Source organism: Bifidobacterium rousetti, assembly GCF_008698235.1.
Lineage (GTDB): Bacteria > Actinomycetota > Actinomycetes > Actinomycetales > Bifidobacteriaceae > Bifidobacterium > Bifidobacterium rousetti.
On sequence record NZ_PEBH01000017.1, the window covers coordinates 1 to 25,044 of the forward strand.

The window sequence follows — 25,044 nt, forward strand, 5'->3', positions numbered from 1 at the left end:
GAACCCGGAAGCTAAGGCCTTGCACGGCGATGGTACTGCACCCGAGAGGATGTGGGAGAGTAGCACGTCGCCGCTACCAAACCTAGTTGGGCCCCGGTCGAGCAACAGCTCCCGGGGCCCGACCCATATCACAGCAAACACACTCAGAACAAAGGAATGGCCCGTGATCGCTCTCAAGCGGTCACGGGCCATTCGCGTATCAGGACCGGATGTCGTCCTCGATACGCCGATCCCGCCAATAGAATTCGCGATCATGGTCATTGATCTCGCGCACGACCCGGCACGGCGATCCGAAGGCCACCGAGTCGGCTGGGATGTCCCTCGTGACCAGACTGCACGCGCCGATGACGGAATTGTCGCCGATGGTGACGCCGGGTAGTACGGTCACGTTGGCTCCGATCCACACATTGCTGCCGATGTGGATCGGTTCGGAGAACTGGGCGGGCGCGACTCTGCGGCGGAGATCCGGGGCGATCGGGTGGCCGGTCGTCACAAGCGTGACGTTCGGTCCGAGCATCGTGTGGTCGCCGATGAAGATCTCGCCGTCGTCGACGAGTGTGAGGTTGAAGTTCACATACACGTGGTCGCCCAAGTGCGTCGAGCAGCCCCAGTTCGCATGCAGCGGGGGTTCGACCCATACGCCTTCGCCCATCGAACCGAAATAGGACTTCAGCAGCTTCTCGCGCTTGGGATCGTCGGCGCGCAGGGCGTTGATGTCATACAGCAGGTCACGCTGTCTGCGCTGGGCGGCTCCCATCGTCCCCTCGTCCCAGAAATACACTCCCGGGGAGTGCATGATGTCGAATACCTGCTGAGGCTCGGCCATGTCTGCTCCTGTCAGCCAGTCGGTTTTGCGGTCGGCTCCGACGTCCATGACGGAGACCGTATTCATGATATCCGGCATATCCGTCGTTCAACGACAACGTCAGGACAGCAGCCTAAAGCGGCAATCCTCATCGCCCCATCGTGCTATGCGGTCCGCAAACGCGCCCGCGCGTAGGAGATGACGTACCCGGCCGCCAGTACGACGCCGAGTCCAAGGAACGACGCGATGGAGAACACCATGACGAACCATCCAACCTGATCAAGCGATGTCCAGGAGATATACCAGTCTCCGCTGATCGCCGTGCACGACTCTCCAGATGAGCATGTTCCCCGGTACGGCATGATCAGGGCCGTGAGTAGCGGGATCGAAACAAGGGAACATGCCAGAGGAAACAACGCCGCACGCCAAGGGTGCCTGCGGGCTTCGGACCGTGACGCATACACGCCGTTGGCAATCAGCAGCATCGGCGGGATGAAGAAGTTGATCATCAACGCGGCGAGCATGGCATATTCGCCGTTGACGAAGATGCCCGCCAATATCGAGCCCAGAAACAGAGCGTACACGATGCCGATCAGGATCACGCTTACGTCCGATCGGACATTCCAGCTGTATGTGCGAGTGTTCATGATCCACCTCCGGCGGGTCGCTGCTCGGCCCCGTGCACCGTTGCGACGGAACCTCCTGCTATGTCTCATTCTACCTTTCCATTGGTCGTCGCTGAAAGGAGACGCGAATGGTGCGCCCTCATTGTGCGGTGATGTGTATTCGATAGTCGGTGTCCGACGGACGGTGCTTTTGTAGTATCTGAATTGAGTATTCGCACGTTACGTGCCTCGCCTGTTCTTCAGCTTGGATGTCATAGTGTGCGCTGTATGCGCTCTATTCATCGGCATGCTCGGCAAGGTGCATTTATGTAGTGCTCCTCGTCTCCCGCTACCTGTGGTAGCCGACTTTAGTATGCGCGGATGTTCACAAGATCAATATCATTCAACAGTGTGTCGAACGATCTTTTATGACTTCGTGCGTTATGCGTCTGCATGTCCTCTGTCATGCCGATGACGCCTTCGGATCCGGCGCCATGCGATGAAGGCGAATGCGGAGGACACGACGAAGCAGAGGCACAGGATCGCCGTCGACCACGGGATACCTCCTTCCGTGATGAACATCCATGCGGCGCCGATCGCGCATGCGATTGCGGCGAACGCCCAGTACACGGTCAGGCGACGCTCGGCGCCTCCGGTCGGACTGAGACGGTTCGCGTATTCTGCAGGCGACCCGAATTCCTCCGGCAGCGTCGCGCCACTGTCGTTGGCATGGCTGCGCGCCTGCGAACAGATGCGTTCCACGTCGGCGTCGGTCATGTCGTTGCGGGCCCGTAGCAGACGTGCGGTTTCGTCGATCCATTTGTCGTCATCCATCAGAAGGGAATCCGCGGTCGTTTCGTCGGATGGTTCCGCATCCCGCCATACACGTCCCGTCGCATATGCCGCGATGCCATACACCACGGCGGCAGTGAGCATCCACCCCACACCGACGCCATGCCCGCCGTTCGCGGACACACCGATCAGTGCTGCGATCAGCACGACACCAGTCACTCCTACCGTCGCCGCGGCGCCGACCGCGACCGCGAATGAACGCGCCGCAATGACCCGCCGATACACGCTGCCCACGGACAATGTCACGACCACGATCAGCCATGGGGCGAGCGGAGCGGACCATGGAATCATTCCCTCGGCGATTCCTGTTCCGGTTCGTTCGATCCCCATGTCCGATGACCAGAGCAACGGCAGGATCACACCCAGATTCCAGCTTCTGACGCGAAACAGCATCGTGATCCAGAACAGCATCGCAAGTACTGCGCCAGATCCGAAACCGTAGACGACCACGTCGCGGACGGACATCGGACGCTCGTATTCGAAGGCGTCAACGCCATCCTCACGCCACTGCTCAACGCGCCGGTTAGCCCATTCCTCCGGCGTACCCAGCAGCGCACTGGCATCGGTGCCGGTAGCGTCTGCCGCATCCGCGTCCCCCTGCCCCGACTCGATATGGCCATATGACCGCCAATCGTCCCGGCATGCATTGCGCAGATCGGACAGACCTTCGAGCAGAGCCATACGCACATGGTCATCCCGCACATGATGCTCGTCGGTCAGGAGCCAAGCGACACGTTCGGCCCATTCCTCGTCGCTTTCGAGTCCTCGCTCGCGTCGATACGCCTCGAATACGTCCTCCAGCGATTGCCGCTCATCCATCACTTCCCCCTAGTGATCCGATCAATGGACGTTCAATGGACGCCCCAGCTTGTCAGTCGTCATCCGTGGATTTCAGCGGTGGAATTCGATTCCGGTTCCTTGGCGTCATCCTTGACTGCGCCGCTCTCCGGCACCAGTGCCGACGAACTGCCGGCATCACCGCCCGAGAGGGCTTCGGCCAGCGACCGCCACTGCATGCGTTCCCTGGCCAACCTGTCCGTTCCGGCTTCGGTGATCCGGTAGACGCGGCGTCCAGGGCCTCCGTCGCCGGTTTCCCAGTCGTCAACGACCGCACCGCAGCTTTTAAGCTCCTCGAGTATCGGATACAGGGAGCCGCCTTTCGGACGACCGAATCCGATTCCCTCAAGCGCCAGCGAGATCGCATAGCCATGCAGTGGCCCGGATTCCAGACATGAGAGGATCGCCGTACGCATCGCGGCGCGGACCCACAATGCCGGCCAGTGCGCTTCCTGACTGTCGATTACATCATTCATATATCTAAGTATATTGCATATCTAGATAGGATTGGGAAAGTCTAGTGACTGGAAACGTTACCTCTGCGGCGGTGCGACAGGTCTGCCGGTCACTGCGTTTATTCCATTGACTTGTGCTCCGTCGGCCTCCCAGCATGCGATCCGGTACATGGCCTCAAACAATTGATCCATGTTCTTGCCGTACGATAGTGCGACTTCCCATAGACGCTCCTGCGATCCCGACGCAGCCGGCGAAGTCGCATGCACACGAACGGCACACCGTTTCCAAGAAACTCTCAGGAATCACGCATGGGGCGTTGAACACGATGCGGTTATATGGAATCACAGCCACACAGGCGGTGATAACTGAACCTTTCTTCTTCTCTTCTTCCTCTCTCCGAGATGAGCCCGGCCCAATCCGCCGGGCTCATCTCGTTTCGCGCACCTTTGACGCACCTCTGATGGCCCCATACCAGGCTCCCATGATTCCGGAACCGCATTCCCATGCGATTCGCAGCCCGCACGGACGATCCGTTGAAGTTCACGAGGTTATATATGAACCAACGACCACGAACGACAACGAAAAGGCGGTGATGACCAGAGCGCGAACCCAAATCCTTTCTTCTTCCTCTCTCCTTGAAGCCCGGCCCGATCAGCCGGGCTTTCTCGTTGCCCCGACCACTATCCTGACAGCCACCTCGGCTGCTATCCAGCGTTTCCTCCGGCCGAATCCCGGTGAATCTCCGCGATTCCCCGCCGATGTTCACCGTGGGTAAAACACCGGAATGATTCCCCGCCGCGGGAATTGAGGGAAGTGAAAGGCGAAGGTGAGAGCCTCGGGAGAGGTTCCGGAACCGGCCACGATATCCATCGCGCGAACGCCACCACGGCAGGCGGCGCGGGGCGCGACGGTAGCCAAGCCGCGTTCCCTCCTAGTCAAGGAGTACCGATTATGGCAATGTTTCCGGCTTTGATGAATGACACGATGTTCTCTGATCTGTTCGACGACCCGTTCTTCGAGGGTTGGCGCAACACGGACAGCGGCATGAGCGCCGTCATGCCCGCCAACATGATGTCCACCGACGTTCGCGAGACCGACAAGGGCTACGACGTCGACATCGACATGCCCGGCATGAAGAAGGAAGACATCAACCTCGAGCTCAACAACGGCTACCTGACCGTGTCCGCCACCCGCAGCGGCGAGCATGAGGACAAGAGCGACGACGCCCAGTCCGAGAACGGCAAGTGGCTGCGTCGCGAACGCTACGCGGGCTCCTGCTCTCGTAGCTTCTACGTCGGCGACCAGGTCAAGGAATCCGACATCCACGCCTCGTACAACAACGGCACGCTGTGCATTCAGGTTCCGAAGATGCAGGCCGCCCCGCAGGTCGAGTCCAAGCACCAGATCGCCATCGAGGGCTGACCCTCGACGCGGCAGACGCGGCATCGACTCGCGCAGACCGCACAGGCACGCCGACCGTCTATACGTCCCGACCGGATTGAGTCGACGGACGACGGGAAACAAAGCCTAGCCTGAAAGGCGCCCTCACGACTTCCCGACAAGTCGTGAGGGCGCCTTTCGTTTGTCGTCGTTTCAATGCAACTGCACGGCTACTTGAGCAGTCCCAGCTCGCCGAGCTTGTTCCTGATGTCGGTCGACGACGGCTCGACCTGGAACGCGCCGTCGGGGTAGAGGACGACTGGGATGTGCATCTGCCCGCTGATCGCCACCGCCTTGTCTGCGGCGCCATCCTCGCTCTCCAGATCATGCCAGACGTATTCGGCGCCGAACTCCTGCAACGCCGCCTTCGCGCGCTTGCAGTCGCCGCACCAATCCGCTCCATACACTTCGATGGCCATGCCCGAGCTCCTTTCCTTGACGATTGCATAAGCCGGTCGCTCCCGTCAGATGCGCGGGAACACGATCAACACGCTACATATAAGAAACGGCCCCGACTCTGGTAAAGTCGAGGCCAAAGAAAATTCATACACAGCGAGTGTACCACGTACTGGTAATACGTGCTCGTGACCGTGGAGTGTTTGGGCCAGTCCGCCACGAAAATCCGCCCCCTCGGGTCCACCGTCGCGTCGTCCAATAAACACGCGCCGAGCTCGGCGGTGTCGCTCGTTGTAGAGCATCCCCAACAGACCTCGCGGACAGCAGATGGCATAAACGGGCTGGCCGACATCTCACACAAGACGCTCCGCGGGGACTTGCCGCCGTCGTGGGAAAAAGACAAAAAACTGGTAATGGCACCCACCAAGTGAAGCGAGGCGACCGATCGACCGACCGACGTCACAGTCCATCGAGTGATCATTCACTTCGCGAGCTCTTGCCTTCCTCGCAAGGGCTCGTTCGCTCCGCTCCCTACTCTCTCTCCCTCAATCACAGACACGATTCGAGGTTCCAACGTGGTTCCGCCGGTCTGCAACTCACGTTCCAGCTACTGCACCTGCACCTGCGCCGTTGGTCGTTAGTCGTTGGCTGTTGCACTTCTTGCACACGCATTTGCTTCCGCGCACTGGGCCGATCCCCTCCAGCTCATTCGACCATGACACTTTTACACACTTCCGCTTATACAACGACCATCTTCCGCTTGATTGCAACAGCTGCGGCGCCAAGGCAAGCACAGGCGTGGATATGAATGTCTGCCGTACAAGACTTTCGCTTGGCCAAGAGACCGAGAGCGGCCTCCTTATCCTTTTATTAGACACTCTGGTGTGTAAAAGTGTCACAAAAAGTGCGTAAAAGTGTCATGACGCATATCAGCGCAAAACGCTTGCGGCGCAACGGTGTTAACGGTAACACCAAAGTGCCAGATATAACAGGTATATACAGTTACTAATACAGGTATGCGAGACCACCATCCAGATCAGCAAGCAAAAGTGCGTAAAAGTGTCATGCCAGCACGAAGGTGCGTAAAAGTGTCACGATTTCGCGGGACGTCGCTCCTCCAGCAGCCGGTAGACGGTGGATCGGCTGACGTGCATCAGCTCCGCGATCTGCCTGACGGTCAGCGTCTTCGAATCGTACAGACGGTGGATCTCGTCGATCCTCTTTTCGTCAAGCTTCGCCGGACGGCCGCCGGTGCGGCCGCGCGCACGGGCCGCCTCAAGACCGGCCTGTGTCCTCTCGCGGATCAGATCACGCTCGAACTGCGACAGCGCGGCGAAGATGTTGAACGTGAGCATGCCGCCCGGCGTGGTCGTGTCGATCGCCTCGGTCAGGCTCACGAACCCGACGCCCAGCCCCTGGAACCGGTTCATCATCTCGACGAGGTTCTGCACGCTACGACCCAGACGGTCCAGCCGCCAGACGACGACCACGTCCCCCTCGCGCAGCAGTTCGATCATGTGGTCGAGTTCCGGGCGATGAGCCTTCGCGCCCGATGCGGTGTCGATGAAGATCCGATCACACCCGGCCTGTTCGAGCGCGTCGATCTGCAGATCCGCGCTCTGGCCCGCGGTGCTCACCCTGGCATATCCGAATCGCTTTTCCATGCCACCGAACGTACCATAACCCGACAAGTTCGATGAGTTTTGGGACATTGATTTTGGGACGGGTTTTGAGAATCCTTCACACGGCGTTTCGGCGACATCGCGATGCAGCTCCGAAATCGTATCGAAAACGACCGTTTTCGGGAATCGTCGACGGGAATCATTGACCTTCCACATGACCGCCGGCATGGCATCATGTCGAGCCGGAAACCAAGCCAGGAACGTAGATTCTCAAGAAACTTTCAGACTGCACCCATGATGCGTTGAACATCATGCGGTTATATATGAATCACGGCCACAACAGACCGCGATAACTGAATCCCTTCTTTCTTCTCTCTCCTTTCTTTTCCTTGAAAGCCCGGCCCACCGGCCGGGCTTTTCGTTTCCCCGTGCATCAGGACATCAGGCAACCGGCTCGCGGGCGACCGGCGAATCACAATCCGCGACGCTTCAGGTCCGCGACCATCCCCACGTAGAACTCGCGCACGTCGAATCCGGGGATGTTCTCGCGGTCCAGGTCGATCATGTCCGCGTGGGAGATGCCGCGGTTCCCGGTCGGCTCGACCCAGACGAAGTCGTCGCCCCACGGGAACGACGGCCGGGAGACGAGTCCGTCGTTGGGGCCGTCGAACCATTTGACCAGCGGATAGGTGAAGTTCAGCGGGAACTTGCCTGTGGTGGCATGCAGCAGGCGCGATCCCACGCTGCGGCAGACGATGCCTGGGAACGACCCCAGCCCGATCTCGCGGTTGATGCGCGCGCATCCGGCCTGCGTGAGATCTCGCACCGCGGCCATGAAGTCCGGGTTCGGGTCGCCGAGCCTGGCGGCGGCCGCGTTGTACGTGGCCTCGACCCGGCGCCTCGCGCCGTCCGGAACCTTGGAGAGCAGGTAGTCGGCGAACCCGCAACCACGATGAGGGGTGTTGATGGTGGTCAGCGATGCGACGAGCCCGCCGACCCCCTCGCGCGCGATCGCCCAACGCATGTCCAGTCCGCCCTTGGAGTGGGCGATGACGTTCACCTTCCCGCACCCGGTCTCGTCGGCGATCCGGCGGATGCGCGCGGCGAGCTCCCGACCGGCGTCCTCGACCGACGCGGCCGACTGATGGCCTCCGTAATATACGGTCGCGCCGTTGCGCTCCAGTTCGCCGGGGACGCGACCCCAGTAGTTGAGCACCTTCGAGTCTCGGAAGAAGACGCCGTGCACCAGCAGGATCGGGTATCGGGTGGCGCACACACGATAGGCCGCGCGGGAGGCGTCGAGCCGTTCCTTGTCGCCCTCGAACCGGACCTCCTCACGGCAGGTGCGGATGATTAGCCGCAGCGCGACGAGGTTCGCGATGGGTATCCACCCGCAGATGACGCCGATGACCCGGATCTTCAGCCCCAGCTGGACGCTGGTCAGATAGACGGTGACGATGCCGATCCAGAAGACGATCGATTCCACGACGATCACGGACAGCACGATAGCGGCCCACGCCGGCCAGTCGTGCGGGATCATCGCGAACGCCGCGGCGACCAGCCCGACGGTCGCGATCAGCGTCGTCCACCAGAAGACCCGCAGCAGCCAGACTCCGATGTTCAGCGCCCGCAGCCTTCCGGGCATCCGAAATGAGGGGGAAGGGGATTGCACGTTCATGACCGTCCTCCAATCATCCGACCGTTCCCGATTCCCAAGTGTAGGAGCGCTGGCGTTGTCCGGTTGATTGATATGCGGCCGAACCCACGCCCTCCGCCCGTCGCCCGTACGACGGCACGATGTCCCAGTGCGGTAATTATTTAATTAAATATTTATTTATTTAATTAAATAATTACCGCACACCGTACCGTTACCGGAATCAAAGGAAACGTCCACCTGAAGCCGATCGGCCGCGCAGGCTCGCACGCCATACTCGTCAGTACTCATAAGTCATCGCCCCCGCCTTGAACAGGCCATAGCATCTTCGTATGCGCCGCCTCTTGTGGCGACCGAAGCCCCGTGCTTACATGGTCCTCAATGACGGAGGGGCCGCCGTTGCGCCGCCATCGCGTACGGCGGTAGGGGAATGACTCACGTAAAGGAGGTTCATGATGGTGTTCACGACATTGGATTTCGCCGAGGCGTATCTGCTGAAGACCGAGGTGAGGACCTCCGCGTCCATGCCCGATGCGTATCACGGCGACGACGGATGGAAGTCGTCGGACGGGCCGATCGCCTCATACCAGCATCACGACGATCTACGGTAGTTCGGTATTGCGGCAGCGCTACGACAAAACGCCTCACGCACACCTCTGTTCATGCAAAAAGGCCGGCACGGATCCCTGATCCGCGGCCGGCCTACATAATTAATTAAATAAATATTTAATTAATTACCGAAATACCACGATTCCACCGGCATCACCGCTCGCCGATGTACTTGGAGAGCGCGTTCTCGATGACCTCCTGCATCTTCATGCCATGCTCAATCGCGTACACCTTGGCGGCGGCGCGGGTCTTGGCGTGCAGACGGATGGAGGTCATGACCAACGGGTTCTCATCGTCGGTTGGGGCGTCGTCCTTGCGGAACACGTCCTGGATCTCCTTGATCTCGCGATCCTCGGACGCCGGCTTGTACGCCTTCATGTTGCCTTTCACTGATTGACCTCCTTGATGAGCTCGGTGAGCACGTCACCGTATTCGTACAGTTTGGTGGGATTCCAGCCCAGGGACTTCTTGATCTCCTGACGCTTGTGCACCACGGCTTCGAACCGAGGGGTGTCGTTGTTCTCGAGTGCAGCCATCGTGTCCTTGAACGCGGTGGTGCCGATCTCGGCGCGCACGAGCAGCGCCGCCGCCGGCACCTTGCCGTCGACCGCCTGCAGCGTCGCCCATGCCTGCTGCAGATCGATCGGGGAGTCCGACGTCGGGACGATGACGAAGTCGGCCACCTCGATCGCCTTCTCGAGCACACGGCCAGACGGAGGCGCGTCGACGAAACACCATTCGCCGGCATCGGGCCTGATTCGGCCGAGCGTCGACAGGTTCGCCGGCGCGACGTCGAAGGGCAGCGGGTCGTGGTTGTCGTCGGCGAGGTCGGCCCACAGGCTTGCGGACGATTGCGGATCGGCGTCGAGCACCCTGGCGTCGAGCCCTCGCATGGTGGCCGCCGCGGCGAGGTAGATGGCCGTGGTGGTCTTGGCCACCCCGCCCTTGGCATTCGCGATGGTGATCTTCACGGACGCCCCTTTCAATAATTAATTAATTATTTAATTAATTACCAGAATAACACAGCGCGGCCGATCAAACGGCGGACGGAACCACGAACGAAAATACTTGACTTGCATGCAAGTAAAATGTTATGATCGTCCCGTCGGGACATCCACCGACAACCGCAAACGGAGTGGAGACGACCATGACCACCGCACACCAGACCCCGCAACAGACGGACCGGTCGCAGCACCAGGCGCCGACGCCTTCCTCGCCCATCAGCCCGGCCGAGGCCGCAGCGGCGCTGAGCCAGATCTCGCATGATCGCGATGACGCGGTCGACCGTCTGATGGCGCCCAAGTGGTGGTATCTGGTCAATGGGGTGCTCGCCGGTACGACCTGCCTTGTCTGGAGCTTCATGAGCGTGCAGGCCCTGTCGCTGCCCCGCCCCCAGTTCTTCCTGCGATGGGGGTCCGCCATGGTGGCGTTTGTGGCGTTGATCTATGTGGTCACCGTGCTGAATAACTGGCGCAAGCGGCAGATCGGTTCGGACTACAGCACGTTCATGGGAGGGTTGCGCCCACGCAACGCGATCATGTGGGCGGTGATGATCGGACAGTTGATCGTTCTGACGGCGGTGGTCGTGTTCATCCTGTGGGCCGCGCTGTTCAACCCCACGCTCATTCCCGACCCGCTGTTCCTCTCCGTCGTGATCGGCGTCGTCATTGCGGTGTGGGATTACGGGTACGACCGCTATCTTGTCCACACCGTCAAGCGCGGTCGGTGACGGTCGGCGTCACCGCCATACGCGCCGACACCTCGCCTCCGCCTGATTCCCCGTCTCTCGCGCGTCCCCGCCCGGTTTCACGCCGACGGGGATGTGCACGTGTTATTTCGGTAATTAATTAATTAATTAATTAATTAATTATCGTTTTACCACATGCCGAAGCCGCCACCGCCGGCTCCCGGACACGGCGGTACGATGGTTGGCGTTGGAATGACCATGCGATGGGAGGCTTCAGGTCGATGAGGACTGCACGCAATCAGGCGCGACATGCGGCAGGCCGTCACGAACCGCATCGTCCTCTTCGTGCAGGCATTGCCCAGCAGAACGATTCCGCATCAAACGACCCCGCCCCCGAGCCAAAGCCGTTCGCCGAGGCGATCGACGTCTCGGACATCACCGAGGAGCGCAGACGCCTCTCCCGCAATCTCGTCGTGATGCGCATCGTCACCGTGCTGCTGATCCTCGCGGCGGCCTGCGTGGCCGGGTTCCCGCTCGCCATGCAGTTCAGGTCCGGCATGGAGCTGGCCAAGACCACCGCGACAAGCGCCAGCCAGGTCGCCGGATGGCCATACCCGAAGGCTGATGACGAGCTCAAGGCGGCCCATGAGTACAACGAGAAGCTCGCGAAGTCGGGCCAGCCGGTGCTCGGCGAGGCGATCGACCCGTTCACCGACGCGCAGGGCGGATCCCACGCCAGCGGCAAGGACACCGCCTCGGCGAAGGACAAGGCCTATCAGCGGCTGCTCGATGCCGGAAACGAGGTGATGGGCGCGATCAAGGTGCCGAAGCAGTCGATCGACCTGCCGATCTACCACGGCACGTCCGAGGAGGCGCTGGCGGCCGGCGCCGGTCATCTGTACGGCACGTCGCTGCCGGTCGGAGGCAAGTCGACGCATTCGGTCATCACCGGTCACCGCGGTCTGGTCGAGGCGATGATGTTCACACGTCTCGACGAGGTCAGGAAGGGAGACTTCTTCTATATAGAGGTGATGGGTCAGACGCTCGGATACAAGGTCGACCGCATCTCGGTGATTCTGCCGGACGATACATCGCAGTTGCGGATCGTCCCCGGCGAGGATCGTGTCACGCTGATGACCTGCACGCCGTACGGTGTGAACACGCATCGACTGCTCGTCTCCGGACACCGCGTGGCGATTCCGGTTCCGGCGCCGGAGCCGAGCGATCTGCATGACGCCCGCAACATCGCGATCGGCACGACCACCGGAGTGCTGGTCGCGGGATTCGCCGTCATCAAGCTGCGTCGCCGCCGCGTGGCCGCGTTCCCGCTGTCCATCCGTCACGCAACACTCCGTCCGTGAATCGAGCGGATCGATAGGGATCCGCTGATTCAACGCACGAAAACACTTGACTTGCATGCAAGTAAAATGTTATGATGGCCCTGTCAACACATCCACCGACAGTCGCAACGAAAGGGCGAGCGTCACGCAAGCCGCGACAGGAACGGAGCAGGCCATGACCACCGCAACCCAGATCCCACTGCCGTCGCTCCAGTCCTTGGAGCCGAACCCGAAGCAGGCCACCGCCGTCAGCACCACCGCAGACGCGGCGACGCCGAACCAGACCACCCACGATCGCGGCGACTTGTCCGACCGCCTGATGGCACCAAGCTGGTGGTATCCGGTCGGAGGCGCAATCAACGGCGCCATATATCTGATGACGGGCATCCTCTTCACACAGGAACCCATTCAAGGCCCTGAGCTCAGCGCATATCTGCACCAAATAATATTGTCTGCGTTGATCATGGCAGCCTTCCTGACGTTGGCTCACGTGAGCAACGCGCTGTCGAAATGGCGCAAGCAGCAGATCGGACCGGAGTTCACATTCGACATCACCCTGGGAGGCCTCCGGCCCCGCAATACGGTCATGAAAATATCGGTGATCGCTCAGGCCGTCGTGATGGTCCTCGCGTTCGCGGCGACCATATGGCTCCTGCCATCCCAGTCCGTACTTCCTGAGGGGCCGATGCTCGTCGCCGTCGCGATGGGAGTCATCTGCGGACTCTGGGACTACGGATATGATCGGTATTTCGTCCATACCCTCAAACGCTGCAGGTGATGATCACGAAGAAAGACACTGTCACCCCACGATTCGACCCCGTCATCCACGAGCCCACGCGCCTGCGGATCTGCGGCATGCTCTCCCCGGTCAAGGAGATGTGCTTCGCCGACATCCGCGACGCCCTCGGATTGAGCGACTCCATGTGCTCGCGCCATCTCAACGCACTGGCCGAGAGCAACTACATCGACGTCTACAAGCTCCCCGGAGACACCAACCGGCATCGGGTCACCTGGGCGGCCCTCACCCCGCAGGGCCGCCAGGCGCTCGAAGCGCACCTCGCGGCGCTCCAGGCCATCGCCAACGGCACCATGCTGTAGCACCGGATCACCCGTCCGGCTGACACCCGACCGTCTTTCCATTTCCGGTTTGCGGTATTTAATTAATTAAATATTTAAATAATTAATTATTTACCACAAACCTATCCAAAAGACATGCGATACGGCCTTAGAGATACCGCCAACTCTCTAGCCGTATCTGTCGCGCGCGACGGTCATTCCTCCGAGGCTGCGGGATCGTACCAAGTGATGCGCAACCGGAATGTACCGTCGTTGGGGTGCCAGCCCTGGAAACCCAGGTCGTTCCATTCCATCGGCATCGCCCCGGCTTCCTCGGTGAAGGGTTTCGACTGCGCGATGAGGTCACGTTGTGTTTCGTCCGGCATGCCGAGCGCCTCGGCCATGCATCGGAATCCTTCGAAGCGCATCGGATCCTTGCCGTCGTCGGCGGGGACGACGAGGTAGATGTCCTTCGGCGGATGCTCGTTCTCGCTCGCAGCGCCCGCTGAGCTCTCGGGCGCTATCTGGAACGCGGCCTTTGACTCGGAGGAATCATCCGGATCGTTGCAGTCTGCGACCATGTCGGTCATGTCCTCGAACGTGTATCGTCGGGCACTCTGCGCAGGCAGCTCGTAGGCGCCGAGTACGGCGTCGGCATTGATGCGGCGCCATGCCCATACCACCGTCACGCATATGACGACAACCAGCAGCACCACTCCAGCGACCGCCCACGGGCGATGTCCGTTCCGCCGGCTCCCGCGAATACCGCCGCCGCGCGCACCGCCATGTGACGCCCCATTGCCTCCCATGATCCTCACCCACTTCGCTCTGCCTCGACCGCGCTCCATTGCGCGGTCCCCATGATGATCCTATTGTAAATCCGCCCCCCCTGAGGCAAGAGCCTTAGATGCAGCAAACCCACGAAAGCCCTACTGTCAGCAGGCGCGAACACAATCGTCATCTGATTAAAGTGGACAATTGGGAAGAAAAGTGGACGCAATTCCAATCGCGTCCACTGTAATGTGGCCATCCATGTCTCGGAGAGGGCGCAGCCCACCTACAACTCGACCTGTTCCCACTGCGCTGGCAGCGGGATGTTCCTCGTCGAAGTGAAGCAGGCCAGGACTAGGCCGATGAAGGCGCATGTGACCACAAGTACCATGACGGCGCGGAATCCCAGCCAATGCGTCTGCAGCATCCATCCGACCAGCGCCGGAGTCATGGCGCCAGGCACGCCGACCGTGGTTTCGAACACGGTGGACACCCGACCCTGCATATGATCCGGAGTGCGCCCGTAAATGAAACCGAGTTCTCCGGCATTCATGGATGGGAACAACAGCGATGCAACAACCATGCACGCGACTATCGCGCCATACGAATCAGCGAAAAGAAGTGGGATCATGGCGACGGAGAACACAGCGAAGGTGAGAATGATGAGCTTGCCGGTTGGGATGTGATCGACCAGCCAGCCCGCTGCAAGAGAACCGATCAGCGCCGCGACGCCTGTGGCCGTGCTTACCAGACCAATGAGTACCGGATCCGTCCCGCGTGCCGCGAGCATGATCTGCACACCGACGATGCTGCCGTAGCAGGCGATGTTGATCACTGTGCCTTGGACGATGGCCGCAAGGATCGTGCGTCTGGTCAGTGTCCATCGCCATCCTTCGACGAACTGAACGAGGAACCCCTCATTCTGGCCAGCCTTCGCATGCGAAGAGGACTCATCAGACACGTCATCCTGCGCCTTCGCGCTCGGTTTCGGCAGCACCATCGCCGTGACGGCCGCGACCAGATAGAGCGCCGCGGAAACAAGGAACGGAAACCAGGTGGAAAGGCGGTAGAGCAGTCCTCCTACAGCACCGCCGGACAGCTCGACACAGGATTCACGTGCCTCACGTATCGCCTGAGCCTTGGCGAAGCGTTCCATTGGCACGATCGACTTGAGCATCGCGTCGTTGGACGGCCCCAGCATCCCGTTCATGACGGCGAAGATGATGACGATCAACGCGAACGTGACCGTATTCATCATCCCCGCGGCAAGCAGACCAGTCGCCGTCAGGGACAGCAGCAAACCGATGAGACCAAGCAGAACCATCAGCCTCCGACGATCATGACGATCGGCGATCGCGCCACCGACGGACATCAGCGCCAGACCTATGACCGATTCGAGAGTGACGAGCAATCCTGCGATGAATGTGGAGTGCGACAGCGCCAGTCCGATCAGCGGGACGACGAATGTGCGCAGACTGACTGCGAATACGTCTGACGTGTCGGCCAGGAACCAATTGCGGTAGGCAGCGATCCTCCATAGGGAGGAACCAGAATGGACAGAGGAGCGAATATCGGTGTTCATGATGAAACTCGTTTCATGATCAAGCCGCCATAAGCCGATCTCAACGCGACCGGATGTGGTCGGTCGTGCCGGATCGTTCATGGAGGCAGCGTTCGGGAATTTGGCATGACGACGTATCGCGCGACCTAGGTCAGGTCGCGACGTGAAGAACGGAGGATGTGTGATCCTCCGGCCTTAGTCGTATGCGAAGGATTCCAGAACGACGTACATGCGAGTTCCTTTTGTTCGACAACGGTGTCCTCAATGCGACAACGGATTTCGATGTCCGTCACGCATCGCTCGTACGTTCAATGATACCGCCAAACGGAGGTCAGGCGAGCGTCAGATGGAATCCAAGCGCCACCTGCTGCAATCGTCGATTGCATCACTATCTATTCCGCGATTCAATGGAGCACATAACGCTTAGTCAGCATCAGACGACAGAGCATTCCGCCCATGCATCTCGATGTTCCGTTCATCGAAAATACATACAGGACAAGTCTTTTCGGAGATGGTTCCATCAAGGTGTTCGCGCGCAACATCGACCTCAAAGGCCTCAGTCGTCATCCACACTGAACCCCATCCAGCGATATTGATCCAATGCGACCCATCACCGTTCTTCATGGACGACCTGGTCGACATCATCCCTTGACGTCTCTTGATTTGAGCGACAGTAGGAACCGCAGTTGGCGACGGCCACAATGTCACGTAATCCTTGCCGCAGGTGATACGCGCAGACGAATACACTCCCTGAACTTCTGCAACAGCCTCTTTGAAATTTTCCTTAAACTTCGCCATTCGACAGTTACTGCCAAACTGGTCATACAACTGTTGCCAACTAATATTCGAACGGCTGTGCATACCGTAATAACGTTTCGTCAACCACCAGTAGATGTCGATCGACATTGGACTTCTGAGCTGAGCGACAGCGCGCAGATCAACAGGCACCGGATTGTCCCGTAGCATCTGCACGTATTCCTTAGACAGGATCACCCAATTGTCAGCCGCGACGCCACGGCCTAGATTGTGACCCTCACTTAGCCACTCAATATGGACCTTCGGAGCCACGACAAAATTGACCAAGTCAGTTTTTGAAGGATCCGTCAGATTGACAACGCTGTACACACAGCGGAACAATCGCTCCAACTGTGGTTTGATGGTTCTGAGCTGTCTTCCTCCCACCTCGATATTCAGCAAACGAAGAAAGTCTCGAAAAGTACTTCCCAGACTCAATCTGCGCGTTTCAGGATTCCAACAGTCGTTTTCAGATTTGATCATCGTGCAAGCCCACAACTCGAAAAGACGCGGATACTTCCCGTATGGAAGGCAATCCGACGTAGTGGCGAAACGCACTTCAAGCGTTCCATTGCGTTTGATGATCTCCTTGGCATCCTGACGGCGATACGGCAAAGAGACCTGAGCCGCCACCCTCGAAATGAAGGCGTGCGACATCCACGGTTCGTTATCCGGAACAGTCAGCTGTTTAGAATTATCCATGTAATCACTACTTCTGCTAGTGGTTTCCGCCCCTCGGCTGTTGGCGCAGCGCGAGGGTTTTCATTAAGTACGTGTGTACTTTAGGGACAAAGTAGCACACGTCCCTAAAGTACACACCGATGACTTTGAAGCCCTTGCAGCTCTTCATTACCGGGAAACACTGCAGCGTGTCATTTAGGTGCTAAAGCACGCCTCGAAGTGTGTACTTTGGGGACAAATGAGGGGCTTTAGGGACAAGATGAGGGGCTTTGAGGACAAAATGAGGGGCTTTAGGGACACGAACATCGCTTTAGCCCTTATGACAGTAGGCCTAAGCGGGTATACCCTGTATACCTATATACAGATATATAGCCGGACAGCGCACCTAAATGACACGCCTTTCCCCACTAGCGCACGTCGCTCCACCGCAATGGATATTAGACATATATATTGATATTGAATGTTTTTACGCGTGTGGAAAGTTGGTTTGAACGCAGACAGCATGCCTTAGGTACAAGAATGGGGCTTTAGGTGCGCAACGTCTAACAGATCTCACTCTTCCAACGGTTTTAGGCGGAACCTTGTCCCAAAGGGGAGAATCTTGCCCTTGATCGCAAAAGGGGACAAGGACTAGAGCTAGCATTGTCATTCGCGCCTTTCGAGCACGATGAACGCCTTGTTTCTCAACGGCTTGTAGCGCATCTTACTTTGCAACAGGTCGGAACCTTGTCCCAAAGGGGAAACCTCACTCGATCACGATCGGCAGATTCTCCATCAAGGCGTCTCCACTGTGCAGCTCCCGCGGAATCGGCTTGAAATCAACGTTTTCGACCTTACCTCAGTTCATGAGAACGGAAGGACAAGGTCAAGATGAAGGAGAAGCGGACGGCAATCAGGCGGAACCTTGTCCCAAAAGGGAGAACCGTCAACGCGGCCAGTCGGCAAGGAACGAACCGGCCCTGTCGTCGTCGCTGCGGTAGGCCTTGCCGAACTCGTCGATGAGGCCGTGGAGTTCCTTGAGTTGATCAACGTCGAGACCGGTGGCGAGCACCGCCGGCGCGTACGACCGGTGGAACGCCGGGTATCCGGCCGGCACATCAAACCCAAGGAACGCGAACAGGCGTCGCGCGTAGGTGTCCGCGACGAACGTGCGACGGGAGAACACATACAGCACCAGGTCATCGGCGGTCTCGCCGCCAATGCCGAACAACGACAGCAGTTCGGAGCGCAGTTCGTCATCCGTCATGTTCGCGGCGCCGGCCGGATCGGCGCCGCAGCGTTCGATGTACCACTGGCTCAGCGACTGCAGCGTGCGCGCCTTGTTCCGGTAGAACCCGGATGGGCGTACGAGTTCCTGCAGTTCCTCGGCCTCCAAAGCGACGATGGCATGCGGCTCGAGCGCATCGGCCGCCTTCAGCGCCGCGAGTGAACGGTCGACGTTGCCCCATGCGGTGTTCTGTGTGAGGACCGCTCCGACCATGATCTCGAACAGCGTCTCGGCCGGCCACCAGTTCGTGGGTCCGATCTCGCGTTCCATGGTCTCGTACAGCCGCTCGATGTCCTCGGGACCAGGGCATCCGCCACGCGATGGACGGTCGACACGACCGGCGTAGCCGACACCGGAACGTCGAGTCACTCGCCGAGTTCCTTCTCCAGCCACTTGTGCTCCGCCTCGATCTCCGCGTCATGGATGGCGGTGATCGCGATGCGGTATTTGTCGGTGAGCTTGTCGTTGTCGATCGGGCCCTCGCCGTCGCTGTACATGCGGCGTGCGTCCCCGTCGAGCACCGCGAGTCTGCGTCGCAGCACCTCGCGCCGCTTCTCCTCGTCCGGGATGACGGACAGGAATGACATGACGACCGACCACTTGGTGATGTCGGTGAGCATGTAGCCGTCCGCATTGCTGAGCTCGTCGATCAGCTTGTCGCGACCGGCCTGTTCCAGATGGAACTCGCGCAGGCGACGGCCGTTGACCACCTTGAAGCTTTCGCCCAGATAGCCAGCCTTGACGAACTTGCCTGTCACGGAGTGCAGCGTGCCGTCGCTGAACGCGCGCGCATACCCCTGCAGCTGCTCCATTTTCTTGCGCAGTCGGTAGCCGCACAGCGGCTCCTCCGACAGGAATCCCAAAGTCATGATCTCCACGATATTCATGCCACACATGATACCTCAGAATGATATATCTCAGGCCAACACGCCGATGACGACAGCGAAGGGAATCGCCGGCAAACGCCGACTTTCCAACGGTTTTTCACCGCGATATATATTTAGTTGATATATCTCAGCCTGAAATATCTCGGAAGGAGTCATATAGTGATGACTAACGCGGAGGCGACGGGACGATCCCTGAGCCGACGCCACGAAACGAACGCCACACGGCATTGGAACATCCACAGGGAGGCAATCATGAGCAACATCACCATCTTCGGCGCGGGCAACATCGGATCCGCTGTCGCCGGCATCGCCGTCAAGTCCGGGGCCGCCGTCCAGGTCATCGACCGCAATCCCGACAAGGCGGCCGCAGCAGCCGACGGCGTGACCGCCGGCAAGTTCGGTGACGCCGTGATCGCGGGCGATGTCATCGTCCTCGCCCTGCCGTTCCCCGCCTACGACGAGGTCGTCTCCGTCTACGCTGACCAGCTGACCGGCAAGACCGTGGTGGACGTGTCCAACCCGATCGACTTCACCACCTTCGATCTCGCCCTGCCGGAGGGCGCCGCCTCCGCCGCCGAGTACCTCTCCGGCAAGCTGCCGCAATCCAAGATCGTCAAGGCGTTCAACACCACGTTCGCCGCGACGCTGGCCACCGGCGTCAACGACGGCGCCCCGACCGTCGTGCAGCTGGCGGGCGACGACGAGGACGCCAAGAACGCCGTCAAGGCGTTCGTCGAGGCCGCGGGCCTCAAGACCGTGGATGCCGGCGCCTTGAAGCGCGCCCAGTACCTCGAGGGTTACGGCGCCCTGCAGATCATCCTCGGCGTGACCGAGCAGACTCCGTGGACTGGTGGTTTCAAGGTCGTCAAGTAGCCGATGTCTGACGGACGTTCGGAACCTTTCCTGACCGTCGACCTGCAGTGAGACCCGTGCGACAACCATCGCACGGGTCTCTTGCGTGATGAAAACGGCGTCATGAAGCCGTTTTGAGGGTGATGCCGCATCACCTTGCCTTGCATTAATTATTTAATTAAATAATTAATTATTTATATATTTAATTAATTATTGCGTGTTGGCGCTTCCGTCGGATTGTACGATTATGGGCATGGCGAACAAGCGAAAGACGATCGAGGAGAGTGCAGGCCCGGGCCGCTCACTGATACGGCCCCAGACCCTTGCGGACATCGAACGGCGCGAACCGGACAGCAAGGAGATCTGGTACGGCCACTCGATTCTCACCTCGACGCTGTTCCCGCCCACCCAACCGTCGGCGGACACCGACTTCGTCAGCAAGACCAACGGCACGCTCGAATACGTGCTCGAGGCCGGCATCGACCCCGAGGAGCGCAAACGCAAGTTCCCCTACGGCAAGTATCCGCGACTGATCATGGCGTGGATCGCCAAGCAGATCCGCACGGCAGGCAAGATGAAGACCGAGTACGTCGATCCGCAGACCCGCACCATCACCATCCCGTCGATCTGGCAGATGTGCAACGAGCTCGGCCTGCAGCGCGGAGGCAAGACCGCCGACAAGATCCAGGAGCAGCTTCGCCTGCTGCTGTCCAGCCACATCACGATCCGCAAGACCACCGGTTTCTCCGGCGGCAAGATGCACGACATGATCAGCCTGCCGATCGTCGAGGCCGTCCGATTCAAGGAGAGCGACACCAACGCCGCGTTCTCCGGCAGCGCCTTCGTCCTCACCAAGGAGGTGTACGAGCGTCTGGCGCGCGAATCGGCGCCGTTTGACACGCGGGCGAGCTCGCTGCTCCTGTCCGGCCGCAGCGTGCTGCCGTACGACACCTATGTGTGGCTGACCGGCAGCATGCGCAATCTCCGTCACGATCTTCCTGTCACCTGGGACTGGTTGTACGAACGGTTCGGCGACAGCATCAGCAGCAAGCAGAACTTCCGCGCGAAGTTCCGCAAGGCGTTGGCCAAGGTGCGCGACGTATACCCGTCCGTCCATGTGAGCGTCGACGAGAAGGGTGTGACCCTGCACCCGAGTCCGACCGCCATCGCCGCACGTCACCTGATCGACGGCGAGTATGTGGATGAGGCCATAGCGCAAGATGTGCTGGATGCGGTGGATTCAGCTTCGAATCCAACTTAGAACCAATACGATAGTCCATCCGAAAACGGCGGAAAATAGCCGATTTCGCCATTCTGGTTCGCCCTGTCCGGCGACCGGCCGGAATCGCCTGCGGCGTATGGCCTCACAACAGGCGTTCCGGGCGAAATTGTGGACCATCGTATTGGCCGGCAGGCGCTCCGGAACCATGCCGTTCCGGCGTCTTTTGGCCTGCGAAACGGCGTGATCAGTGGCGTTTTCGCTGTGTTTTCGTTGAAATCGCAACGAAAACACGGCCTTGTACGATAGTCCACCTGTTTGGCGTTGACGACCTGTCACGGACTGCCGAACGACTGGAATGGACCCTCCGAAGCGCGGGGTCTTGGGGCTGACGACCTCTGCGATCCTTTGTTGGGAGGGCGTCTCACAGCCATTGTGGTGGACCTTTGTAATGCCATACGACTTGCTCGGCAATGCGAGTCATATGCTTGAAAACGTTGGAATTGCAACGAAAAACGTTGTACTGCAACCGACGTGCGGAGATAATACAAAGGTCCACCACTTTCACTGTGACGGCGGCTTGAGGCAAATCGACTACGGCCGTCGTCACCTCGTCGCATGCCGTCATCCAAGCCGTTTCGCGGTCTCCGTATCATCAGGAAAACGCAAATTGGTGGACTATCGTCCGACCTCCGTCAGGACAGCAACGCCTCGACGCGCACCGTATCCGAATGGATCGCGACGATCATGCAAACCGCGACCACGACGGCCATCACATGCCGGGCGGCCAACGCCCAGCCATAGCCGTCCGGCGCCGGACGGGGCCGACGGACAGTGAGCACCACGATCGCGGAGCACGCCAGCACGGGAACCCACAGGACAAGCACCGGCGGACCCGCCCCGACGATATTCAGGTCGAGATCACCGAACTGGATCGCGGTCACGATGTCGATCGCAGCCATCCACAGGATGACGCTGCGTACCGCGGCGTCAAGGCCGATACGAGAGACAGGCGTGACGATGCCGTTCTCGCGATCGATCCGCAGCGTGCACATCCCCTCGATGGTGTTCGCCGAGACGGCAATGGCGCCGGCGATAACCATGGCGGGAATCAGCCATATATTCGCGATTCCGAACCACACCCCGGATGCCAGGCTGTGGGCGACCCATACGCCGGTGCCGTATACCAGGAACGGCGTCCAGTTCGTGCTGACCAGCCGGGATGTCCAACGCGGGCCGGAATGGTTCCGTGCCGACCTCGCCACCAAGGCGTCGGCGACGACGATGAGCGCAAACGCCAATGCCCCCATCGCCAGTATCCACACGATCGATGGATCTGATGCGCACTGCCGTACGGCCGACTCCGCAGTTCCAGTTTCCGAAGGCGACCAGCCATGCAGGGCGGCGCATGTGAACCGCTCGTTGATGGCGGTAAGTGCCGCGCATGCGACGCCCATGGCCGCAGCCGCAAGCGATCCAATCGTTCGGGAGGCCCATGCACGCATCCCGGACCCAAAACCGACAGACCTCATCGTCATGCTCATGACACCATTATCGCACGTAGTCATTTTTTATGACAACGTAGTAAAAGATGGACTTTTGTATTGAAAACCACGGAACGACGCTGGCTTCGAAAGCGCAAAAACGGTCCGTCGCATGTGCGCGACACGCCCGGGCAAGCGGTCAAAAATCTCACTTTTTTGTCCGTATTGTGAGACTCAAGGTGTCTCAAAACTGTCTCAAAACCTGTGGATAACTCTCCAAAATGATGGACTATCGTATTGATTTTTAGTGGACTATCGTATTAATCTCAAGTTTTCGCAACTTGGCATAGTGGACTATCGTATTGAAAATAGTGGACTATCGTATTGAAAATAGTGGACTATCGTATTGAAAATAGTGGACTATCGTATTGAGCGACACGCACTCAGCCCTACTGCCACAACGGTTTTCGGGCCCGCTTATAGTTGTTATAGTTGTTATAGTGTTATAGTTGTTATAGCGATTTGCGAAAATCGGAGTTATCCACATTTCGCAACTGCCGCAAATCGCCGATCGCTTCGATCTTTTCGCTTTCACGCTTCAGCAACGTTTCCGCTCAGGATTCCTTCTCGATGCTCTTCATGCCCTTAATGCGGTTTTGTTTTTTGACGTAGTTTTTCTTTTGATGTAGTCGCTCCCCATTCACATTCACACTTCTCATCCGGGCGCATCTTCGATGCAGGACACACTCATCTCGGATGCCTCCCTGCGTCTTGCGCTTGATGCCACATGTCTCCCATCATTCGCCTTCAAGAGTTGTGGATTTGTTTTCGCTGTCTTCGTGCGTCCTCCTGTGCCTGAATGGCAACCGGAAGTACAATTGGGCATAGGGAGTTCACATGACGCATAGACGCGTCGTGAGGACTGGCCGAGGAATCGCCAGTGGAGGATTCCGTCATCGAAGTGAGAAGGGAATAACGATGACCAACGTCAACCCGGAACCGCAGCAGCAGCCGGAGTACGCTCCGAACGCCGCCCAGCCGCAGGCGTATCCGAATCAGCCGCAGGCGCCGCAATACGCGCCCCAGTACCAGCAGCAGCCCGGATACGCCCCGTACCCACCGCAGGCCAACCCCGCAGACACCGGTTCGTTCGGATGGGCCGTGCTTGGCTTCTTCATCCCCGTCGTCGGCCTCATCCTGTGGCTCGTCTGGAAGGACACCCAGCCGAAGAACGCGCATAGGGCCGGCAAGGGCGCGCTGGTGTCGGTGATCGTATGGGGTGTGTTCTTCGTCCTGTACATCATCCTGATCATCGTGGCTGCGATCGCGATCGGTTCGTCGAGCGGCTCGACATCGGCGCTTGGATTGCTGTGATGGAACCGCCCACCGCGGGCCCCGCAGTACCGAACATCCCACCGCAGGCTCAGCGGTCGGCGGGCCCCATCCCCGTGGGACCCGCCTATCAGCCTCAGCCTGAGGTGCCTGTGGGGGCGCCATTGCCCATGGAACCCGTGCACCCCATGCCGATGCAGGAAGTTCCGCAGATGGAGCCCTCCGAGCCGGAACGACGTCCGAACGAGATGACCAGGGGATTCGCCATCGCGGGCATCGTCCTTGCGGTCATCGCCGCGGTGTTCGCGATGATGCCGCTGTGGGACGATGTGTCCGTGTTCGGCGTCGTCGGTCTAGCGCTGGACGTCATCGCCGCCTGCTCGCTCATCTCCGACCGCAACCGGACGCCGGTGTGGATCGGCACCGTGGTGGTCGCCGCGTTGCTCTGCGTCGCGTCCATCGTGGTCGTTGCCCTCACCTGATCCGTTCTACCCCGGTTCGATGCCGTTTTCGATTCACCATCCGTTCATGATTCGGTGTCCCGAATTTCGGGCGGATGGTCTTTTCCCTTCATCGGCATGCGTTAGCCTGTAACTACCAGCGATTAAGGCTGTTGCGACACGCCGTGGAAACCGCTCTATAGAGCCGTTTCCATAGGTTTTTGCGTCCTTTCGCTTGCATCATTACGCCATCGGGTGTAAGTTTATCTCTTGCTGCTCAGCACGGGGGTTGGTCCCCTAGATTAAGCCTTTCGGGCTGGTGTGTGGTGGTTTGAGAACTCAAGAGTGTGTTTGTACTACTTCTTTATAGTCAATGATTGCCAGTCCGCTGCAGGC

26 protein-coding genes are annotated in these 25,044 nt (G+C 59.3%); 11 read left to right on the forward strand and 15 right to left on the reverse strand.

Going from position 1 to position 25,044, the window contains the following annotated elements; genetic code table 11:
• Positions 1-199 precede the first annotated feature (199 nt).
• The 4 genes from CSQ85_RS12365 to CSQ85_RS12380 all read right to left on the reverse strand — a co-directional run bounded on the left by CSQ85_RS12365 (position 200) and on the right by CSQ85_RS12380 (position 3,575).
• Positions 200-796: a sugar O-acetyltransferase gene (locus CSQ85_RS12365; RefSeq protein WP_223846980.1), complete on the reverse strand. Its 597-nt coding sequence runs from the start codon at positions 794-796 to the stop codon at positions 200-202.
• Positions 797-969: 173 nt separating this feature from the next.
• A complete protein-coding gene (locus CSQ85_RS12370; RefSeq protein WP_150384271.1) occupies positions 970-1,452 on the reverse strand; it encodes a hypothetical protein in 483 nt (160 codons plus the stop codon).
• A gap of 399 nt (positions 1,453-1,851) precedes the next feature.
• Positions 1,852-3,081 carry a hypothetical protein gene (locus tag CSQ85_RS12375; protein ID WP_150384272.1) on the reverse strand — a complete coding sequence of 410 codons (1,230 nt, stop codon included), beginning with the start codon at positions 3,079-3,081 and terminating at the stop codon, positions 1,852-1,854.
• A gap of 59 nt (positions 3,082-3,140) precedes the next feature.
• Complete coding sequence (locus tag CSQ85_RS12380) at positions 3,141-3,575, reverse strand: PadR family transcriptional regulator (protein ID WP_150384273.1); 435 nt, start codon at positions 3,573-3,575, stop codon at positions 3,141-3,143.
• 931 nt (positions 3,576-4,506) lie between these two features.
• Here CSQ85_RS12380 and CSQ85_RS12385 point away from each other — a divergent pair.
• On the forward strand, positions 4,507-4,977 hold the full coding sequence (locus CSQ85_RS12385; protein WP_107042478.1) for an Hsp20/alpha crystallin family protein: 471 nt from the start codon (positions 4,507-4,509) through the stop codon (positions 4,975-4,977).
• Between the two features lie 188 nt (positions 4,978-5,165).
• Here CSQ85_RS12385 and CSQ85_RS12390 read toward each other — a convergent pair whose 3' ends face one another.
• The 3 genes from CSQ85_RS12390 to CSQ85_RS12400 all read right to left on the reverse strand — a co-directional run bounded on the left by CSQ85_RS12390 (position 5,166) and on the right by CSQ85_RS12400 (position 8,658).
• Positions 5,166-5,414, reverse strand: coding sequence for a mycoredoxin (locus CSQ85_RS12390; RefSeq protein ID WP_107042477.1), 249 nt, complete (start codon positions 5,412-5,414; stop codon positions 5,166-5,168).
• Positions 5,415-6,482: 1,068 nt separating this feature from the next.
• Positions 6,483-7,055, reverse strand: a complete 573-nt coding sequence (locus CSQ85_RS12395; protein WP_150384274.1) for a recombinase family protein — start codon at positions 7,053-7,055, stop codon at positions 6,483-6,485.
• A gap of 430 nt (positions 7,056-7,485) precedes the next feature.
• Complete coding sequence (locus CSQ85_RS12400; RefSeq protein WP_150384275.1) at positions 7,486-8,658, reverse strand: esterase/lipase family protein; 1,173 nt, start codon at positions 8,656-8,658, stop codon at positions 7,486-7,488.
• Positions 8,659-9,119: 461 nt separating this feature from the next.
• On the opposite strand from CSQ85_RS12400, the gene CSQ85_RS13220 reads away from it, so the two are divergent.
• The gene (locus CSQ85_RS13220; protein WP_156101988.1) at positions 9,120-9,278 is read left to right on the forward strand and encodes a hypothetical protein; all 159 of its coding nucleotides are present in this window, start codon (positions 9,120-9,122) and stop codon (positions 9,276-9,278) included.
• Between the two features lie 151 nt (positions 9,279-9,429).
• On the opposite strand, the gene CSQ85_RS12405 is transcribed toward CSQ85_RS13220, so the two are convergent.
• Positions 9,430-9,666, reverse strand: a complete 237-nt coding sequence (locus CSQ85_RS12405) for a hypothetical protein (RefSeq protein WP_107042474.1) — start codon at positions 9,664-9,666, stop codon at positions 9,430-9,432.
• Entirely contained in the window at positions 9,663-10,247 is a 585-nt protein-coding gene (locus CSQ85_RS12410; protein ID WP_107042473.1) for a ParA family protein, read from the reverse strand. The genes CSQ85_RS12405 and CSQ85_RS12410 overlap by 4 nt, the downstream gene beginning before the upstream one ends.
• Before the next feature lie 176 nt (positions 10,248-10,423).
• Here CSQ85_RS12410 and CSQ85_RS12415 point away from each other — a divergent pair, with 176 nt between their 5' ends.
• The 4 genes from CSQ85_RS12415 to CSQ85_RS12430 all read left to right on the forward strand — a co-directional run bounded on the left by CSQ85_RS12415 (position 10,424) and on the right by CSQ85_RS12430 (position 13,401).
• Positions 10,424-11,005 carry a hypothetical protein gene (locus tag CSQ85_RS12415; protein WP_150384276.1) on the forward strand — a complete coding sequence of 194 codons (582 nt, stop codon included), beginning with the start codon at positions 10,424-10,426 and terminating at the stop codon, positions 11,003-11,005.
• A gap of 239 nt (positions 11,006-11,244) precedes the next feature.
• Positions 11,245-12,324: a class C sortase gene (locus tag CSQ85_RS12420; RefSeq protein ID WP_223846977.1), complete on the forward strand. Its 1,080-nt coding sequence runs from the start codon at positions 11,245-11,247 to the stop codon at positions 12,322-12,324.
• Positions 12,325-12,478: 154 nt separating this feature from the next.
• Positions 12,479-13,081 (forward strand): hypothetical protein, encoded by a 603-nt coding sequence (locus CSQ85_RS12425; protein WP_150384278.1) that lies wholly within the window; start codon positions 12,479-12,481, stop codon positions 13,079-13,081.
• On the forward strand, positions 13,081-13,401 hold the full coding sequence (locus CSQ85_RS12430) for a transcriptional regulator (RefSeq protein WP_140445843.1): 321 nt from the start codon (positions 13,081-13,083) through the stop codon (positions 13,399-13,401). Before CSQ85_RS12425 ends, CSQ85_RS12430 begins: the two co-directional genes overlap by 1 nt.
• Before the next feature lie 173 nt (positions 13,402-13,574).
• Here CSQ85_RS12430 and CSQ85_RS12435 read toward each other — a convergent pair whose 3' ends face one another.
• The 5 genes from CSQ85_RS12435 to CSQ85_RS12455 form a co-directional block, all read right to left on the reverse strand.
• Positions 13,575-14,048 (reverse strand): hypothetical protein, encoded by a 474-nt coding sequence (locus CSQ85_RS12435; protein ID WP_150384279.1) that lies wholly within the window; start codon positions 14,046-14,048, stop codon positions 13,575-13,577.
• A gap of 368 nt (positions 14,049-14,416) precedes the next feature.
• Entirely contained in the window at positions 14,417-15,793 is a 1,377-nt protein-coding gene (locus CSQ85_RS12440) for an MFS transporter (protein ID WP_150384280.1), read from the reverse strand.
• Between the two features lie 321 nt (positions 15,794-16,114).
• Positions 16,115-17,188 (reverse strand): replication protein RepA, encoded by a 1,074-nt coding sequence (locus CSQ85_RS12445; protein WP_190973042.1) that lies wholly within the window; start codon positions 17,186-17,188, stop codon positions 16,115-16,117.
• A gap of 904 nt (positions 17,189-18,092) precedes the next feature.
• Entirely contained in the window at positions 18,093-18,704 is a 612-nt protein-coding gene (locus CSQ85_RS12450; protein WP_150384287.1) for an endonuclease III domain-containing protein, read from the reverse strand.
• A 95-nt stretch (positions 18,705-18,799) separates the two neighbouring features.
• Positions 18,800-19,321 (reverse strand): PadR family transcriptional regulator, encoded by a 522-nt coding sequence (locus CSQ85_RS12455; protein WP_107042465.1) that lies wholly within the window; start codon positions 19,319-19,321, stop codon positions 18,800-18,802.
• Positions 19,322-19,483: 162 nt separating this feature from the next.
• On the opposite strand from CSQ85_RS12455, the gene CSQ85_RS12460 reads away from it, so the two are divergent.
• Together CSQ85_RS12460 and CSQ85_RS12465 are read left to right on the forward strand one after the other, a co-directional pair.
• A complete protein-coding gene (locus CSQ85_RS12460) occupies positions 19,484-20,194 on the forward strand; it encodes an NADPH-dependent F420 reductase (RefSeq protein WP_150384281.1) in 711 nt (236 codons plus the stop codon).
• Positions 20,195-20,426: 232 nt separating this feature from the next.
• On the forward strand, positions 20,427-21,434 hold the full coding sequence (locus CSQ85_RS12465; RefSeq protein WP_223846978.1) for a replication protein RepA: 1,008 nt from the start codon (positions 20,427-20,429) through the stop codon (positions 21,432-21,434).
• Between the two features lie 653 nt (positions 21,435-22,087).
• Here the strand turns inward: CSQ85_RS12465 and CSQ85_RS12470 are convergent.
• A complete protein-coding gene (locus tag CSQ85_RS12470; RefSeq protein ID WP_150384283.1) occupies positions 22,088-22,495 on the reverse strand; it encodes a hypothetical protein in 408 nt (135 codons plus the stop codon).
• On the opposite strand from CSQ85_RS12470, the gene CSQ85_RS12475 reads away from it, so the two are divergent.
• The 3 genes from CSQ85_RS12475 (at position 22,494) to CSQ85_RS12485 (ending at position 24,690) form a co-directional block, all read left to right on the forward strand.
• On the forward strand, positions 22,494-23,000 hold the full coding sequence (locus tag CSQ85_RS12475; RefSeq protein WP_150384284.1) for a hypothetical protein: 507 nt from the start codon (positions 22,494-22,496) through the stop codon (positions 22,998-23,000). The genes CSQ85_RS12470 and CSQ85_RS12475 overlap by 2 nt on opposite strands.
• An 854-nt stretch (positions 23,001-23,854) precedes the next feature.
• Positions 23,855-24,250, forward strand: a complete 396-nt coding sequence (locus tag CSQ85_RS13470; RefSeq protein ID WP_223846979.1) for a hypothetical protein — start codon at positions 23,855-23,857, stop codon at positions 24,248-24,250.
• A gap of 146 nt (positions 24,251-24,396) precedes the next feature.
• Positions 24,397-24,690, forward strand: a complete 294-nt coding sequence (locus CSQ85_RS12485; RefSeq protein WP_107042461.1) for a hypothetical protein — start codon at positions 24,397-24,399, stop codon at positions 24,688-24,690.
• Positions 24,691-25,044 lie beyond the last annotated feature (354 nt).